At 54.9% G+C, this 14,252-nt stretch carries 17 protein-coding genes and 1 tRNA gene; 6 read left to right on the top strand and 12 right to left on the bottom strand.

What is annotated here, in order from left to right; translation table 11 throughout:
- Positions 1-13 precede the first annotated feature (13 nt).
- The 6 genes from ABWO67_RS03240 to ABWO67_RS03265 form a co-directional block, all read right to left on the bottom strand.
- Positions 14-976, bottom strand: a complete 963-nt coding sequence (locus tag ABWO67_RS03240; protein WP_353147434.1) for a Bug family tripartite tricarboxylate transporter substrate binding protein — start codon at positions 974-976, stop codon at positions 14-16.
- 61 nt (positions 977-1,037) lie between these two features.
- On the bottom strand, positions 1,038-1,700 hold the full coding sequence (locus ABWO67_RS03245) for a GntR family transcriptional regulator (RefSeq protein ID WP_353147437.1): 663 nt from the start codon (positions 1,698-1,700) through the stop codon (positions 1,038-1,040).
- A 156-nt stretch (positions 1,701-1,856) separates the two neighbouring features.
- The gene (locus ABWO67_RS03250) at positions 1,857-2,561 is read right to left on the bottom strand and encodes a pseudouridine synthase (protein WP_353147440.1); all 705 of its coding nucleotides are present in this window, start codon (positions 2,559-2,561) and stop codon (positions 1,857-1,859) included.
- Between the two features lie 100 nt (positions 2,562-2,661).
- A complete protein-coding gene (locus ABWO67_RS03255) occupies positions 2,662-3,630 on the bottom strand; it encodes a Bug family tripartite tricarboxylate transporter substrate binding protein (protein WP_502929953.1) in 969 nt (322 codons plus the stop codon).
- A 70-nt stretch (positions 3,631-3,700) separates the two neighbouring features.
- On the bottom strand, positions 3,701-4,330 hold the full coding sequence (locus tag ABWO67_RS03260; protein ID WP_353147443.1) for an RraA family protein: 630 nt from the start codon (positions 4,328-4,330) through the stop codon (positions 3,701-3,703).
- A gap of 2 nt (positions 4,331-4,332) precedes the next feature.
- Positions 4,333-5,046: a PIG-L deacetylase family protein gene (locus ABWO67_RS03265; protein ID WP_353147446.1), complete on the bottom strand. Its 714-nt coding sequence runs from the start codon at positions 5,044-5,046 to the stop codon at positions 4,333-4,335.
- A gap of 91 nt (positions 5,047-5,137) precedes the next feature.
- Between ABWO67_RS03265 and ABWO67_RS03270 the strand changes: the two genes are divergently transcribed.
- Positions 5,138-5,842 (top strand): IclR family transcriptional regulator, encoded by a 705-nt coding sequence (locus ABWO67_RS03270; RefSeq protein WP_353147449.1) that lies wholly within the window; start codon positions 5,138-5,140, stop codon positions 5,840-5,842.
- Between the two features lie 45 nt (positions 5,843-5,887).
- Here the strand turns inward: ABWO67_RS03270 and ABWO67_RS03275 are convergent, their stop codons facing one another.
- Both ABWO67_RS03275 and ABWO67_RS03280 read right to left on the bottom strand, forming a co-directional pair.
- Entirely contained in the window at positions 5,888-6,088 is a 201-nt protein-coding gene (locus tag ABWO67_RS03275) for a hypothetical protein (RefSeq protein ID WP_353147452.1), read from the bottom strand.
- Positions 6,089-6,211: 123 nt separating this feature from the next.
- Positions 6,212-6,637: an OsmC family protein gene (locus tag ABWO67_RS03280; protein WP_353147455.1), complete on the bottom strand. Its 426-nt coding sequence runs from the start codon at positions 6,635-6,637 to the stop codon at positions 6,212-6,214.
- A gap of 175 nt (positions 6,638-6,812) precedes the next feature.
- Between ABWO67_RS03280 and ABWO67_RS03285 the strand changes: the two genes are divergently transcribed.
- Entirely contained in the window at positions 6,813-8,219 is a 1,407-nt protein-coding gene (locus ABWO67_RS03285; protein ID WP_353147458.1) for a GntP family permease, read from the top strand.
- Here ABWO67_RS03285 and ABWO67_RS03290 read toward each other — a convergent pair.
- Positions 8,216-8,731, bottom strand: coding sequence for a MarR family winged helix-turn-helix transcriptional regulator (locus ABWO67_RS03290; RefSeq protein ID WP_353147461.1), 516 nt, complete (start codon positions 8,729-8,731; stop codon positions 8,216-8,218). The genes ABWO67_RS03285 and ABWO67_RS03290 overlap by 4 nt on opposite strands.
- A 143-nt stretch (positions 8,732-8,874) precedes the next feature.
- Here ABWO67_RS03290 and ABWO67_RS03295 point away from each other — a divergent pair, with 143 nt between their 5' ends.
- The 4 genes from ABWO67_RS03295 (at position 8,875) to ABWO67_RS03310 (ending at position 11,827) form a co-directional block, all read left to right on the top strand.
- Positions 8,875-10,122 (top strand): flavin-dependent oxidoreductase, encoded by a 1,248-nt coding sequence (locus ABWO67_RS03295; RefSeq protein ID WP_353147464.1) that lies wholly within the window; start codon positions 8,875-8,877, stop codon positions 10,120-10,122.
- Positions 10,123-10,159: 37 nt separating this feature from the next.
- Positions 10,160-10,630 (top strand): DUF3237 domain-containing protein, encoded by a 471-nt coding sequence (locus ABWO67_RS03300; protein ID WP_353147467.1) that lies wholly within the window; start codon positions 10,160-10,162, stop codon positions 10,628-10,630.
- Between the two features lie 34 nt (positions 10,631-10,664).
- A complete protein-coding gene (locus ABWO67_RS03305) occupies positions 10,665-11,633 on the top strand; it encodes a Bug family tripartite tricarboxylate transporter substrate binding protein (RefSeq protein WP_353147470.1) in 969 nt (322 codons plus the stop codon).
- Positions 11,634-11,750: 117 nt separating this feature from the next.
- Positions 11,751-11,827, top strand: a tRNA-Met gene (locus tag ABWO67_RS03310).
- An 85-nt stretch (positions 11,828-11,912) separates the two neighbouring features.
- Here the strand turns inward: ABWO67_RS03310 and ABWO67_RS03315 are convergent.
- The 3 genes from ABWO67_RS03315 to ABWO67_RS03325 all read right to left on the bottom strand — a co-directional run.
- The gene (locus ABWO67_RS03315) at positions 11,913-12,782 is read right to left on the bottom strand and encodes an IclR family transcriptional regulator (protein ID WP_353147473.1); all 870 of its coding nucleotides are present in this window, start codon (positions 12,780-12,782) and stop codon (positions 11,913-11,915) included.
- On the bottom strand, positions 12,745-13,530 hold the full coding sequence (locus ABWO67_RS03320) for an enoyl-CoA hydratase/isomerase family protein (RefSeq protein ID WP_353147476.1): 786 nt from the start codon (positions 13,528-13,530) through the stop codon (positions 12,745-12,747). Before ABWO67_RS03320 ends, ABWO67_RS03315 begins: the two co-directional genes overlap by 38 nt.
- A gap of 36 nt (positions 13,531-13,566) precedes the next feature.
- A partial coding sequence (locus tag ABWO67_RS03325; RefSeq protein WP_353147479.1) for an acyl-CoA dehydrogenase family protein occupies positions 13,567-14,252 on the bottom strand: 686 nt, incomplete at its 5' end.

Here is a 14,252-nt window from a genome sequence, read left to right on the forward strand (position 1 = left end):
AGAAATTCAGTTTTCACTCGATTCGCGAACCTGACGTGTCGACAATGGCTTTCCACTTTGCCCGCTCGTTTCTCGAGAATTCCGCGAACTCGTCCGGCGTAGATGTGGCAATACTTGAATCTATTTTGGCCAAACGCATTTTCAAATTTTCATCTTGAACTGCGAGGGCAATCGATTCGTTCAGTTTGTCTACGATGGCTCGTGGCGTCCCGGCGGGAGCATAGATGCCAAGCCATACCGTTACGCTGTAGTCTTTAAAACCACTTTCGGCTAGCGTAGGAATGTCTGGCAGTATGGTCGACCGGTCTGCACTCGTAACGGCAAGTGGCCGTAGCTTTCCGGATTCGATGAATGGCAGCGCCGAAGGTATATCGGGTAGTCCAGCTTGTATTTCTCCACCAACCAAGGCCACCACCATGGGCCCGCTACCGCGATAAGGAACATGCACAATATTGATGCCAGCATTTTGCTTGAGCAGTTCCATGCCCAGATGCAACGTGCTGCCATTGCCCGCTGATCCGTAGCTTAAAGTGCCAGGTTTCTCACGGGCCAAACTCAAAAACTCACCCAAAGTCTTGGCGGGCACAGACGGGTTTACTGCCAGGACAAACTGCCCCGTGGTAAGAAGCGACACGGCCTCGAAATCTTTTTCGGGATCATAAGGCAGCGATGCATACATCGCCGGCGCGATGGCAGCTGTGCCTATCGTGCCCATCAACAAGGTATATCCATCGGGCTCGGATTTGGCGACGTGATTGGATGCGATCGTGCCGCCTGCGCCGCCTCGATTTTCGATGACGACAGGTTGACCCAATATCGGTGACATCCTTTCTGCCACCATGCGGGCAATTAAATCGGTAGTGCCTCCTGGAGCCAGTGGAACCACCAGTCGAATCGGCTTAACAGGATAAGCCTGGGCCATTGCCGCACCGGAAATCAGAGCGGCAGTCATGAACAAAAAAGCAGTTTTTTTCATATATGTCTCTTCCATTTTATGTAAGGCGAATATCTGGGTATTGCGCTCTGCTACTCCGGCTTTATCCTGCGCGGATCTGGTCTTTGTTTAACAAATGAAGTTTGCGGCTGCGCCTTATATGAGACCGGATGGCACTATCCAAACGCCTCATGTCTCCGGCCCGAAACGCGTCGACTATCTTGAGGTTCTCGGCATAAATTTCGGTTGCGCGTCCAGGAAAACGCAGTATTAAGGTGCCGCCGACCAACTGCACTTGCTCGTTGATGCTTCTGATCATGCGCAGCAACACCGGATTTTTCGCTTGCATCGCAATCGCGATATACAGTCGGCGGGCAGTGCGTATGGAGTCGATGAGCCTACCATCGTCGAGATGACGTTTTGATTCGGCCAATATCGTGACCAACTCGTCGAGCCACGGCTGCTCGGCGTGCAGCATGGCTTTGCGTGCCGCCTCTACTTCCAGAACTTCACGGACATCGAACAGATTCTCGATATCCTGCAGGGTCATCGCCCGCACGACGAAACCCCAGCCTGTTTTCTCGACAAGCCCATACTGTTCGAGTTGACCCAGCGCTTCGCGAACGGGTGTGCGGCTGACACCCATTGCTTCTGCTATTTCCTGCGCACGCAAAGGCTGGCCGGGCTTATAAACCTGATTCAGAATGTTGTCGCGAACGTAGTCGTAAATACGCGCGGGTCCGTCGGGCTGGGAGAGGTTCGTCATATTCTTATATAAAAATGAATTCAATTTGAATTCATTTTTATATTACAGACTGCCTACAAAGCTGTCAATTAGCAGTGATAAAAATCGAAATTAATTGCTGTGCTCAGTGAAATTACTGATGTGCGCACAAGGCTTCTGGAATGAAACCTTTCTGGCCTAGCTGCTTGATTTGGCCAAGTCAGCCACTTCGGCAGGTGTCAGGTAACGGGACTCGCCCGGTTGCAAATCTGGGTCCAGGCTTACCGGCCCAATGCGTTCACGATGCAATGCAAGCACATGGTTGCCCAATGCTGCAAACATGCGCCGGACTTGATGGTATTTGCCTTCCTGAATCGTCAGGCGGGCGCGGCGTTCGTCGACGCGTTCCAGTACAGCAGGTAGCGTCGGCTTGTCTTCACCATCCAGCAATATGCCAGCGGTGAATCGGTCTTCGGCATTTTCGATTAGCGGCTCGGCCAGCGTAGCCAGATAAACTTTATCGCATTGATGCCGCGGTGAAATAATGCGATGCGTCCATTGACCATCATCCGTAATCAGGATGAGCCCTGTGGTGTCTACGTCCAGCCTGCCTACCGTGTGCAGCCGATCACGCTTATCCACGTCGAGCAGGCTTAGCACTGGAGGATGCTGACTGTTGCGAATGCTGCATTCGTAACCGGCGGGCTTGTTCAGCATGAGATAGCGCAGCCCGATGAGTTCGAGAACATCGTCCTCCCACTTGACCACGTCACCGTCACGCACTACATAGGTACCGCGCGTGACCACTTCATCGTTGACGGTAATTTCGCCGCTGCCAAGCACAGTACGGGCTTGCGAACGTGTCAGGTCGGAGCTTTCACAGAGGTACTTATCCAGGCGCATTTGGGTTTCCACGTAGTCGTTACGGGGGGAATATACCCGAGATACCCCCCACATGCTTTAGCGACGGCACGCATACAGGGGGAAGATGTCAGGCCACGCCTTACATTAACTCGATATTAGCCTCATCGATAATCCGTTTCCATTTCGCGGTGTCCCGCTTGACCAGCTCGGTCAGCGCTTCTGGCGTGCCCGCAACAAACTCGACACCTTGGGATTCGAATTTCTGATTCAATTGCGGGTCTTGAACGACCTTTGCGACTGCCGTATTCAATGTCGTTATCACATCTGGCGGCGTGCCTGCCTTGGCAAACAATGCATACCAGGTTGTAAATTCAAGCTCGGGCAAACCTGCCTTCGAGATAACGGGCAACTGGGCAGTATCGGAACCGTTGCTCGGAGCGCTCATGCCAATGGCAGTGACTGAACCTTTATCGATCATGGGCTTGAGTGACGGCATGCTGCTAAAGAGCGCATGAACCTGCCCCGCTGCAAGATCCACCACGACTTGAGAGGTGCCGCGATATGGCACGTGCACAACGTCGACATTGGCCTGGCTCTTGAACATTTCCATCGCCAAGTGGGCAACCCCGCCTATGCCGGCAGAACCAAAATTCACTTCACCGGGATGTTCCTTGGCATAGTCGATCAGCTCTTGAACTGAATTGACCGGCAAGGTTTTAGTAACCACCAGCACATGCGGGCTCTGCGTGACCTGACTGATGGGGCTCAGCAGTTTCAGCACGTCTTTGCCTTCCATGGCTTTGGACGGGATCGTCATATTGCCGGATGCTGGCAATAATATGGTGTAGCCATCGGCTGGCGCGTTCAGTACTTGGTTTAGCGCAGGCACGCCATGGCCGCCCCCCGCATTCACAACCACCACGGTCTGCCCTAGTTCTTTGCCAAGCAGTTGAGCAAATTCCCGTCCGACGATATCGGCGGGTCCGCCTGCCGCAAATGGAATGACCATGCGAATGGGACGTTCTGGATAGCCGGCTGCACCAGCGCTGGCTAAAGGCATCAACGCAGCAATAAAGGTAAGTGCTGCAAAAGCTTTACGTAGTTTCATTTTTTTCTGTCTCCAAGGAGGTAATCAAATAACGACCAGTACTGACTCAAGGCTTTCTCGTCAGTAAGGCTCAAGGGCGGCCAGCAATGTCGACATCAGCCCGCTGTAACTCTGACTCCAGCCAGGCTGGAGTCAGGTCACCCCGCTTAATGGCTTCGATGCGAGCCTGCTCGGCCTCAAGTTTCTGTGCTGCGGCCTGCACCAGCGTCACGCGCTCTTCTTCCGAGAACGACACCACGCCATCGTCATCGGCAAATATCCAGTCACCGGGATTGATCGCCACACCGCCGCATACGACGGGCCGAAAGACACTGCCGTCGCCGTGTTTTGTCGGACCTGCCGGCGACACCCCGGCGGCAAAGACCGGGAAGCTTTCCGCCCGCAACTCGGCCACGTCACGTACTGCGCCGTCTATAACGACGCCAGCCATCTTCAGTGCAGCTGCCTGTCCACACATGATCCCGCCCATCAAGGCCCGTTCAAGATAGCCCTCGCCGCTGACGACGAGCACATCCCCTTCTTTAGCAACGGAAAGGGCAGCATGGATAGCCAAGTTGTCGCCGGGAGGCACTGATACTGTCAGCGCACGGGCAAATATGCGCCAACCGGCCTGCAGTGGCTTGATGCGGCATGCAAGCACCCGCGCGCCCCGATCCGCTAGAAGGGTAGAAGTAAGCCAATTCAGATTTTCATGTTCCATACTTATTCAACCAAAGAAGAATGAACCGACGGGAAAATGCTTTGGTACGCTTCGCCATAAAGGGTCGCGGCCTTTGCCCGCCGCCCTGCCTGGGCGCCCCTTTGAAGGGCGACACGCTCGTAATAGTCCCAAAGATTGCTTTGCGTCGGCATCGTCTGCATTGCCTGCTTCTTCTGTTCCCAGACGCTGGTAATGTCCAGCAGCATATTCGGCTTAAACCCACATAGTTCGGGCTGATGCGGCTCAAAACAAAGCACTTGGGGCGGACTGATGAAATTCCCGCCGTGACCGGGAGCGATGGCTTTCATGCGCGCAGAGAGAACGGCCTCGAATGTACGGCAATGATCCAGATTTGAAGGATCTTTTTCAGGATGAGTAATGACAAGGCTAGGCGCATGTTCGCGGAATGCCTTGGAAAGGCGATCCACGGTCTCTGCCGTTATTGCCATGGGGTAATCGCCCACGTCATAGAAATCCACCGTTTGAGCACCAAGCAACTCGGCCGCTGCCCGGGCTTCTGCATGACGGATACCTTTCACACTTTCCTGGTCAGCCGACGCGCTTTTCCAGGCAAGATTGGACTCGCCATTCTCACCGTAACTAAGGCAAACCAGATGCACCGGGATGCCCTTGGCGGCATGAAGCGCGATCGCGCCACCGCAACGCCAAACGAAATCCCCCACATGCGCCGTGACGACGACTATGGATGCAGCCATATATTTCTCCTTCTTATGAATGTGGCCATTGTATTTTAATAAAACGTCGTTGTACTATGTACAACAATTGAATGTATAACCAGGACGAAAGATGAGTAACGATGGCGTTGCCGCTGTAGAACGAGCGCTTACGGTGTTGGATTGTTTCAAGCCAGGATCAGAAAAACTGACCCTGGCTGAATTAAGCAAAAGATTGACACTGCACAAAACCACGATATTCCGGCTACTGAACTCGCTGATTCGTTGCGGGTATGCCGTGCGCGATGCCGATGGCCGCTATTCGCTCGGGCCTCGTGTTCTGTATTTGGGGCGTGTCTACGAAAGTGGATTCCGGCTTTCCGACGTTGTCATGCCGGTACTGGAAAAACTGTCCAGCCTGACAGGAGAAAGCGCTGCCTACTATGTCGAGAGCGATCAGCAAGGCGCCCGGCTATGCCTTTTTCGCCACCAGCCGCACGAAGGCCTGCACAGCCAAGTGCTGGCGGGAAGCGTTATGCCGCCGGACGACTCTTCCACAGGAAGGGTCTTCAAGACCTGGGCCCGGCTTCCAGGCATCCCTGGTGAACGTTTGCCCTTTTTTTCTTGTGGCATACGCGACCCCTACACCTCGTCCTGGTCCGTACCTATCATTGGCGACGACGACCGATTTGTCGGCGCCGTCACGATCGCCGGGCCGTCAGAGCGACTGCGAAATGTAGACGTGCCGTACTTCGAACGGGCAATAATTCAGGCTGCTGTGGATCTTTCCACAGGTTTGGGGGCGTCGGCGGAAATACGTGAAGCGATGTATGGATGAATCCGGCAAGGGCTAAAACCCCACAATAAGGCGCGCCGGGAAATCCTATTTCTTCTGCTGCTCGCGACGGCGCTTACTCTTGTTTTTTGAAGGCGGTTGCAAGGACTTTTGCAACTGCTGAAACTCGGCATAGGCCCGCTTACGCTCGGCCTCCCGCCTGGCCCGATAAAGCATGACAGCGCGGGCGATCCCAAAAGTCACGGCAAACGTGACCGCAATAATAATACCGCCCGTCAAACTACCCATTGCCCGCTTCTTGAAAAAATATTGATTGATGACGGGCGGCAGCGCTTGCGCCGCCCGAAGGCAATGTACCACTCTTGCAATATTTTCCCGAACCTTGCGCGGTCTCTTCAGGAGCTAGGCCCTTTAACTTTCGAGGGTCGCGTCCATGGTAATTTCAGCATTAAGCACTTTGGATACGGGACAGCCTTCTTTGGCTTTCTTGGCAATTTCGAGAAATTTTTCCTTTTCCATTCCCGGCACCCGCGCCGAGACCGTCAAGTGGCTGGCAGTAATTACCAGCGCGTCACCCTTCTTTTCTATGGTTACCGCGGCCTCGGTCTGTATGCGCTCGGGCGGCGAACCCGCTTCGCCCAGCATCATCGACAAGGCCATGGAAAAGCAGCCCGCATGCGCCGCCGCGATCAATTCTTCCGGGTTTGTTCCCTTGCCATCTTCAAAGCGCGACTTGAAGCCATAGGGAGCGTCGCGCAATACGCCAGTTTCGGTGGAAATTGTACCGCCACCTTCCTTGACACTGCCTTTCCATATTGCTGTTGCTTTCTTACTCATGGTTATTCCTTTAAGTGATGATGGGACCGCGAGAGCCACGGCATGTGGAAGGTAAGGTGAAGCAAGTGCCGTACCTGACATGGAACAGTCCACCAAACGCTCAACTGATACACTCCTGTATCCCTGCAAGGCAGCGTTTTCCCCTATTCCATTTTTACTAAAAGTTTTTTAAAGCATGGCCAGCACCTTAGCAATTGTCGTTTCCCTATTACTCCTGATGTACTTGGCCTATCGTGGCGTTACCGTACTGCTTCTGGCGCCGCTCATGGCGGCCTTGGCCGTGCTGCTGTCTGGCGAGATAAGCATTTACCTGCCCATCTACACCGACACTTTCATGAAGGCGCTGGGCAACTATGTGATCCAGTTCCTGCCGATCTTCCTGCTGGGCGCCCTGTTCGGTCAACTCATGGCGGACTCGGGCGCCGCCCACACCATCGCCCGCTGGATCGTTGCCAAACTCGGCGATAAGCATGCGATTATCACCGTGGTGCTGGCCTGCGCCATCTTGACCTACGGCGGCGTATCGCTCTTCGTCGTAGCATTCGCGATCTACCCAATTGCCACTGATCTTTTTCGCACCGCCGACATTCCGAAACGCCTGATACCAGCAACGATTGCGCTGGGTTCCTTCACCTTTACCATGACGGCGCTACCCGGCACGCCTGCTATCCAGAATGCCATACCGATTCCTTATTACGGCACCAACGTATTCGCCGCACCCGGCCTGGGCATAATAGCCGCGGCCATTATGTTGCTGGGCGGCATGTGGTGGCTGCGGGGCCGTGCAGCAAGCGCCCGCCTTGCTGGCGAAGGCTATGGCCAACACGAGGATGATACCGATAGCACGGGCACAGAGGAAGCGAACAACGGCGGACTCTCGCACATGCCGCTGGTTCTGGCCATACTGCCTCTTATCCTGGTTATTTCGGTGAACGCTCTATTTACCTATGTGGTGTTCCCGCGCATGGACATGAGCTTCGTTACTGAACGCTTCCCCCACCTGACGCCGGCAAAAGTAATTGGACTATGGGCGCTCATCATTGCGCTTGCAGCGGCCTGCACCACCCTCGTCGTTTCGCGACTAGGACATTGGCAGGATCTGCGCGGCACTGTCAACAAAGGCGTCTTCGGCTTCATGCTGCCATTGTTCAACACGGCATCTGAAGTCGGTTATGGAGCAGTCATCGCCGGCCTCGCCGGTTTCACTATCATCCGCGACGCGGTGCTGAACGTGACCCCCGGCAATCCGCTGATTTCCGAGGCCATTGCCATGAACGTACTGGCCGGGATTACCGGTTCGTCTTCTGGCGGCCTGAGCATTGCACTGCAGACCTTAGGCCCAGACTACCTGCGCATGGCGCAAGAAGCAGGCATTAGCCCTGAACTGATGCACCGTGTGGCCGTGATGGCTGCGGGGGGCTTCGATACCCTACCCCATTGCGGTGCAATCATTACGCTGCTGGCAATTTGCAAGCTCACGCATCGCCAGTCTTACCTGAACATCGCCGCCGTGACCATGGCAGCACCAATGGTTGCCCTGGTCACGGTAATCGCGCTGGGCACGATGTTCGGCAGTTTTTAACTACGTTCGGGCGGGGCGCCCAGCATTTCCAAAAGCCGCCGCAGCTCTGCCTGTTCTACTGTAGTTAGTGTCGCGCTCACGCGTGCGTCGTGAGCGCATATTTCCCGGGTAATGGTTTCAAGCGCTTTGCTGCCTTCTGCAGTAAGCATCAAGGCGAAGGCGCGCTTGTCGCTGGAGAAATCCATGCGCTGCGCATAGCCGAGCTTTTCCAGCGCATTGACCACTTGCACCACACCTGACCGTGCAATGCCCATCGCCTGCGCAAGCGTCGTCAGCTTCAGGCCGGGATTGGCATGGATAATTGTCATTGCCGAAAAACGGGGCGGCGTCATGGACCATGGCGCGAGCGCATCCAGGAAATCCTGATAGATCCGTATTTGCGCCCGGCGCAAGGCGTAGCCTATCAAGCCATTTAGCGCACCGTAATCAATCCCTGGCATATGCGCATTAAACGCCTGGCCACGCTGGGCGGGACGACGATGATTGGGCCGCGAACTAGGTTTCGTGCTCAAGAGATGATCCTGCCTGCAAACTGAAAAACCGCCATACATTACCCCGAAAACGGTGCTGGCCATCACCTGCAAGGGTAATTCCCGATACACTGACTAGCACACTTGATTGTTATGATACATAACAAATATCAAGGGAGATAGAATTGAAAGTCATTATTGTGGGCGCCGGTATTGGCGGCCTGACTTTGGCGCTTATGTTGAATCAGCGCGGAATCGATTGCGACGTCTTTGAAAGCGTGCGCGAATTGAAACCGCTAGGCGTTGGCATCAATTTGCTTCCCCACGCAACCCTGCAGTTGCAGTCCCTGGGTCTGTTGGACACCTTGGCAGAAACGGCGATCGAGACATCCGCCCTGCACTATTTCAACCAACACGGCCACGCCATTTGGCAAGAGCCGCGCGGCGTGGCGGCGGGCTATCCCGTACCCCAGCTATCGCTGCACCGCGGCGAGCTACAGATGCTGCTTGCGCAAGAAGTTGTCAAACGCCTGGGCGCCAGCCGCCTGCATACCGGCATGGCATTTGAGTCACTGCAACAAGACGCGCAAGGCGTTACTGTCCGCTTTCGCAACCGCGCTACGAACACGGTGGACGACGTGCGCGGCGATGTGTTGGTCGGTGCTGACGGCATTCATTCCACAGTTCGACGCTTTTTCTTCGCCCCTTTCGATCACCTGCGCTTCTCGGGCCGCATGCTGTGGCGCGCAGTGACCGACGCGGCACCTTATCTGGATGGTCGAACCATGTTCATGGCTGGCCATCAAGACCAAAAGTTTGTCTGCTATCCCATTTCAGAACCTTTACGTCAGCAAGGACGCTCCCGTATTAACTGGATCGCCGAACTTCGAGTCGGGCAAGATGAGCTTCCCAGCACCGACTGGAACCGGGAAGTAGACGCCTCTGTTTTCGCTGACCGGTTCGCCTCATGGCAATGGGACTGGATCGACATCCCCGCACTGATTAAAGGCGCCGAGGCTATCTACGAATTTCCTTTAGTGGATAAAGATCCGCTACCGTGCTGGACGCAAGGCCGGGCTTGCCTGCTTGGCGACGCAGCCCACCCCATGTATCCGATCGGGTCGAATGGCTCTGCCCAGGCAATTCTGGATGCAGCCTGCCTGGCAGCACGGCTGCAGGCAATTGGTAAAGACCATCGAAGCAGCGTCGAGCTGGCGCTCAAAGAATATGAGGCGGAACGCCTGCCTCTTACGTCGGGCATCGTATTGCGCAACCGCTTGAACGGGCCGGAACAGGTGATGCAAATTGCACATGAACGCGCGCCCGAGGGTTTCGCGCACATCCACGACGTCATTCCGGAGGCCGAGCTCGCCGAGATAGCCATACGCTATAAGCGTCTTGCTGGTTTCGATCCGCAAGCGCTCAAGCCCTAAACATTCCCGCTCGACGATTTCTATTGAGAACCATGTGATGAATACACCCCCTCCAGCGCCAGAGCTAGAACATTTATGCACCATCATCGTCGATGTTGGTGCTCCGCAGGAGGTCGGCGCTACGCCTACAGGCAGACGCCGCGTGATTCCGATTCTTGGCGGTTCTGTTCGCGGAACGAAACTGGAGGGCCATGTACTGCCGGGCGGCGCAGACTTCCAGAGCATAAGGTCAGAAACCTTTACAGACATTCACGCGCGCTATGTCATTCAGACAAACGATAACGAAACCGTATATGTTGAGAATACCGGGATACGCACGGGAACGGCTGACGATATTGCAGCCTTGGCGGCTGGGCATCCTGTGCCGCCCGAACGTATTTATTTTCGTAGTTATCCCCGATTCGAAACGGCAGCGCCCAGGCTGGACTGGCTCAACAAGCATCTATTCGTAGGAACGGGCGCTCGATTCCCCGATCGTGTCGAGCTTAATTTTTATCTACTGCGATAAAGACCAAAAACAGAAATCTACAGGAGACATCCCCATGAAGCTACGCATTCTCAGCACCCTGCTCGGCACCCTTTGTCTTTCGATCGCCGCGACCGCCAGCGCCGCATTCCCTGACCACGCCGTACGCCTGGCTGTCGGCTTTCCGCCAGGCACCGGCCCCGACATTGTCGCCCGCACAATAAGCGAACAGTTGTCGCAGACACTAGGCCAACCGGTGGTCGTCGAAAACAAGGCGGGCGCGGGCGGCCAGATCGCCGCATCGTCAACCGCTAATGCCACGCCGGATGGCTACAACATCCTGCTCGGCGAAGTCGGCTCCATCAGCATCGCTCCCGAGACTACCTCACAGCTTTCGTATAAGCCGCTGACATCGTTCGCGCCCATCAGCGAAGCCGTGCGCGCCAACTTCGTACTCGTTGTCCCGACTAACTCTCCGTACAAATCGCTCAAGGAGTTCGTGACAGGCGCCAAGGAAAACGCCCATAGCATTAATATCGCTACATTTGGCGCTGGCACCCCGGGCCATTTTGGCGCGGAGATGCTGGCCGAGGAAGGCGGCTTCAAGATCGAGCCCGTGCACTATCGGTCCACCGGCGATGCGGTATCGGCCATTATCGCCGGTCAGGTTCATGGTGCTTTTGTCACCACCGCCATGGCCAAGCCACAAATCGACTCCGGCAAAATGCGTGGCCTGGCGATCACGGGGGCCGAGCGCGGCAAGACGCTGCCAGAGATCCCGACTTTTGCTGAATCAGGCATGCCGGGCACTGACTTTGGCGCCTGGTTCGCGTTCTTTGCCCCTGCCGGAACACCCGATGCCGCCCTCGACACCCTGCAAAAAAATATCGTCACGGCCCTGGCTTCCGACAAAGTACGCACCACGCTGGAAGGCAACGGCTTTGTCATCGTGGGCTCGAGCCGCCAGGAAATGATCGATCTGCTTGCCAGCGAACAAAAACGCTGGGAGGCCGTGGTGAAAAAGACGGGATTTAAGATTAACTAGATAAGTTTCGGGGTGGCCGCACTGGATGCGTCGACCCATCCCGATACCCCTGGCACCCTGCCGAAAAGCCATCGCAAGCAGCGATCTGATATATAGGGTAAACTCTCATTCTTCAGACGCGGGGTGGAGCAGTCTGGCAGCTCGTCGGGCTCATAACCCGAAGGTCACAGGTTCAAATCCTGTCCCCGCAACCAAACATACAAAGTCAGCTTTGATAAAAAAAAGCACATACAGAAAAGCCCCGACATGTCGGGGCTTTTCTGTATGTGCTTAGTACCATTAACGTAATGACAAGCCTTTCAGCTCGGCAGCCAGCATTGCCTGCAGTTCCCGAAGGCGCTCCGGCCCTAATCGTGCCGTAAGTGTCGCCAGACTTATAGCTCCTATGCCATGACTCCCGATACGAAATGCGATGCCCAGTCCGGCTATCCCTACTTCGTCGAACGCGTCATAAGTAAGTGCATAGCCGCATTGGCGAACTTCTTGAGCTGCGGTCAGCAGTTGATCAAGCTCAACACCCTGCTCTTGATATTCATCGATGTGGCTCTCGTAGATTCTTTTGATTTCCGCAGGCTGCATAAACTCCAAGATAGCAGTTCCGCCTGTTCCGGTACCTATCATACGGCGCTGGCCGATCTGCGTGGTCAGCACTTTCACCATAGAACTACCCTCCTCCCGATGGACACAGTAGATATAGTCGCCTTGGCGCATCATCAAAAAAACTGTATCGCCTGCAATACGGCCGATGCGGCGCAACACAGGTAAAAAGCGGGTGAGCAAAGGGGTAGGCTTGGACAATAAGGAACCCAATAGAACAGCCTCGGGACCCAAGTAATAAAGGTTATCGCTACCCCGGTCAACAAACTGTTCTTCAACCAGACAAGTCAGCAAACGATATGCCGTGCCGCGATCAAGCTCGGATTCGCGCACTAATTGCGCAAGCTTCACGCCCTCGTCACGATATTTGCCTACCAGCCTTAACAAGGATAAGGCGCGACGTACACTTTGCGCACCTTGCACCTGCGTACTCGCTGACTTTAGCTCGTTCGCCTCAACCTTGCTCGAAGCGTTCGAACCTTCGATACCGCTCATACCCAATAGTCCCATTACGTTATTGACCCGTAAAAACAGGCTTTCGTTTGTTGGCAAAGGCGTCAATCGCCTCATGATGGTCTTTCGAGAGATTCGTTAAGCATTCGTAGGCAATACCGGCGTCCATATGCCCATGAGCCAATTGGCGTAGCGGAATTGTATAACCCGCCTTAGTCCAGCGGATTGCTTTGGTAGCGCCGTTGCGAAGCTTACCCACCAGGGCCTCAACCTTCGCATCAAGCTCAGAAGCAGGCACTACATTGCCGATAGCGCCCAGCTGTTTCGCCTCATTTGCGCTTAACAAATCGCCCGTCAATAACAGCTCACGCGCCTTGCCATAACCAATTACCTGAGGCCAAAGGAAGCCGCCCCCATCTGCGGCATTCAATCCGACCCGTACATGGGGGTCACCGATGCGTGCGTTCTCGTCCATGACCGTAATGTCGCACAATAGCGCCAGCGTTGCTCCCAGGCCAACGGCATCTCCATTGATTCGCCCAATAATGGGAATTTCACAATCAAGCATGGAATAGACGATGCGCTTAGCTTCCCACGTAACGATTTCGAACTTCTCAGGTTCAACTACGGCTTCGCGCATCCATTCGATATCGCCACCGGCACAAAATGCCCGCCCCTCTCCAGTAAGGACGATCACGTTAATATCGCGGCGCGCACCCAAGTCAATAAAAATACGCGATAACGCGGTATGGAGCTCGCCGTTAACGGCATTCATTGCATCTGGCCGGTTAATAGTGATGCGAGCTACGCGATCTACGATGTCAAGTTTCAAAGCGGAATTGGGCATGTTTTTTTCCTATTAATAAATTAAAAAGGCTTCCTTTCAGGCAGCCAATAAAATGTCCCGAGTGTTGATGCGCGCTAGTTGAGCCTCTGCCGCACCAAACATCTCTGCGGCCACATGCAAACGGCGGTAAAAGTGGGTGAGCTTGTATTCTTCTGTGACGCCTATGCCGCCCGACAGCTGCACCAGTTGACCTACTGCCCGTAGACCCCGTCGGCCAACAAAGCTCTTGGCCACGGCTAACGTAGGCCAAGGCCCATTCGGTGCACTATCAATTTCCAGCCCGAGGCGCTCGGCCAAAGCAAGCAACTGCTGCAAATCGCAAAAAACCTCGGCCATTTTGTGTTGCACAGCTTGTTGGGCTGACAGCGGCTTGCCGAACTGCACACGTTGCTTGAGATAGTCCAGCGTCAACGTAAAAGCTGCCTCAATGACACCGGCAGAATCAGCGACCATCGCCGCTGCGGCCAAGTCCAGCGCCATTTGTGCAAGACTGGCCTCTTGCCCAACATCCAGCCACTGACCTTGCACCATCTTCATGCCTAATAAAACAGTAGCGCGGGCATCGATCAAACGAGCCGATCGCTTATCGACTCCCGCAGCATCGGCATCCACAAGCACCAAACGCAGCAACCCATCTTGCTGCTTAACAGGAATCACAAAATGCGTCGCAAATTCGGCGCCCAATACTGGCCCTGCAATACCTTCCAGCACGGGCTGATCGC

Origin of the sequence: Pollutimonas bauzanensis, assembly GCF_040393045.1 — a bacterium.
GTDB classification, from domain to species: domain Bacteria; phylum Pseudomonadota; class Gammaproteobacteria; order Burkholderiales; family Burkholderiaceae_B; genus Pollutimonas; species Pollutimonas bauzanensis_A.